The following is a 1,521-nucleotide window of genomic DNA, read 5'->3' on the forward strand; positions in this document are numbered from 1 at the left end:
AGTGGACTTTCTATTTTTTAGACTGAGGGGTGATTTTAGTTTTTATGTGTATAAATAAGCTGTGTGTTGTTTTGTTCCTTGATATTTAGCTTGTGTTTTTGTGTTTTAGGAGTTTTGATCTGGCCTTGAGTTGCTTGGCTTATTGTTTGTGGGTGCAGTAAATTTATTATTTGCTTGTTTTAATAAATTATTGTTTATAATTTAATGCTTCGTAAGAAACAAAACAAAATTATTATGACAGCAATTAAAAACAATTCCAGCATTAGTGAAATTTCAGAAATAGGTACAGGTGTAACAGAATTAAGTAAGAGTTACCCAATAAGCGAAGATGCTTACTTCGAACTCACCTTCGGTAAGATATCCGATAAATCAAATGAATTAATCGAAAGGATTAATGGCGGTTGGTTGAGTAGTGAATTAAAGGAAAAAGATGAAATTCGTGATTTGGATGTGCGAGCTATTTTTTATGAAGTAGAGGCAAAATGTATACGTCGCTCAAGTGCCAATCAGGAAAAGGCTTTGAAGGTAATGGATGTTTTGAATCGTTACGGAATGAAAATTATTGGCAGTTGCCACACCAACGAAAGTGCACAGATAAGAGCTTTGTTGAGTGATTTAGAGGCTCCCGAAATGGAAGAGAATGTGAGTTCGGTACCTGATTTAAAGCAATTAATGGCGAATTTGACGCAATCGCAAGCCGGATTTGATACTTCGTCAGCTAAGTTGATTGAAGATAAAAATGCACGAGAACATACCAAGCCTGCATCGATTGTAGCCAAAGAGTTAAAAGAGCTTTTTAACGATGAGTTCGAACCTTACTTAAATGCAATGTGCATGGCAAATCCTGCAAAATACAAGGCTTTTTCCGAATTGGTAAATGTATTGGTAAGCGATAGCAACAAGAAAGTTCGCGACCGATTGGCAGCCTTAAAACGCAAAAGAGAAGCCGCTAATACTGAACTAAATTAGAGAAAGCTACAACAACTAAAATGTTTAAGTATTTCAAGCTGTTGCGCGATTAGCTTCGCGTTTCTTTAAGATATCCCACCTAGAATTATAACAAAGGAAACGCCTCAAACTAATTAAAGTTTGGGGCGTTTTCGATTTTATTTAATCTCGAGTTTGTAATAAAAACGTGTTAGCGTCTGGCGAAGACACTCCTGACAGGGTTTAAACGGATGAATTTCAATTCAGACTGGATTGTATGTCTATAACTGAGATAATTTATCTTGTCGGACAGTTTTGTTTCTTTTATCAGTATTAAATCCCCTTAGAAAGGATCTCTTTATTTATGGCTTTAACCAAGGCCGGACCTTCGTATATAAAACCTGTGTAGAGTTGAATAAGAGAAGCACCAGCTTCTAATTTTTCTAAGGCATCTTCTTTACTCATTATACCACCCACACCTATGATAGGAATACGACCATTCGATTTCTTATGAATATATCGAATCACTTCAGTAGATCGATCACGAAGAGGTTGACCACTCATGCCGCCAGCACCTACTTTTTTAATCTGCTC

General features: G+C 36.3%; 1 protein-coding gene and 1 pseudogene. One reads left to right on the forward strand and one right to left on the reverse strand.

The features are described from left to right. The first annotated feature begins 234 nt into the window (after positions 1-234). Positions 235-969, forward strand: coding sequence for a DUF6261 family protein (locus ABY905_RS17245; RefSeq protein ID WP_372646135.1), 735 nt, complete (start codon positions 235-237; stop codon positions 967-969). Positions 970-1,260: 291 nt separating this feature from the next. On the opposite strand, the pseudogene ABY905_RS17250 reads toward ABY905_RS17245, so the two are convergent. After that, positions 1,261-1,521: pseudogene (locus ABY905_RS17250) on the reverse strand (dihydroorotate dehydrogenase (quinone)); the annotation flags it as partial.

This window comes from Ancylomarina sp., from assembly GCF_041555295.1.
Lineage (GTDB): Bacteria > Bacteroidota > Bacteroidia > Bacteroidales > Marinifilaceae > Ancylomarina.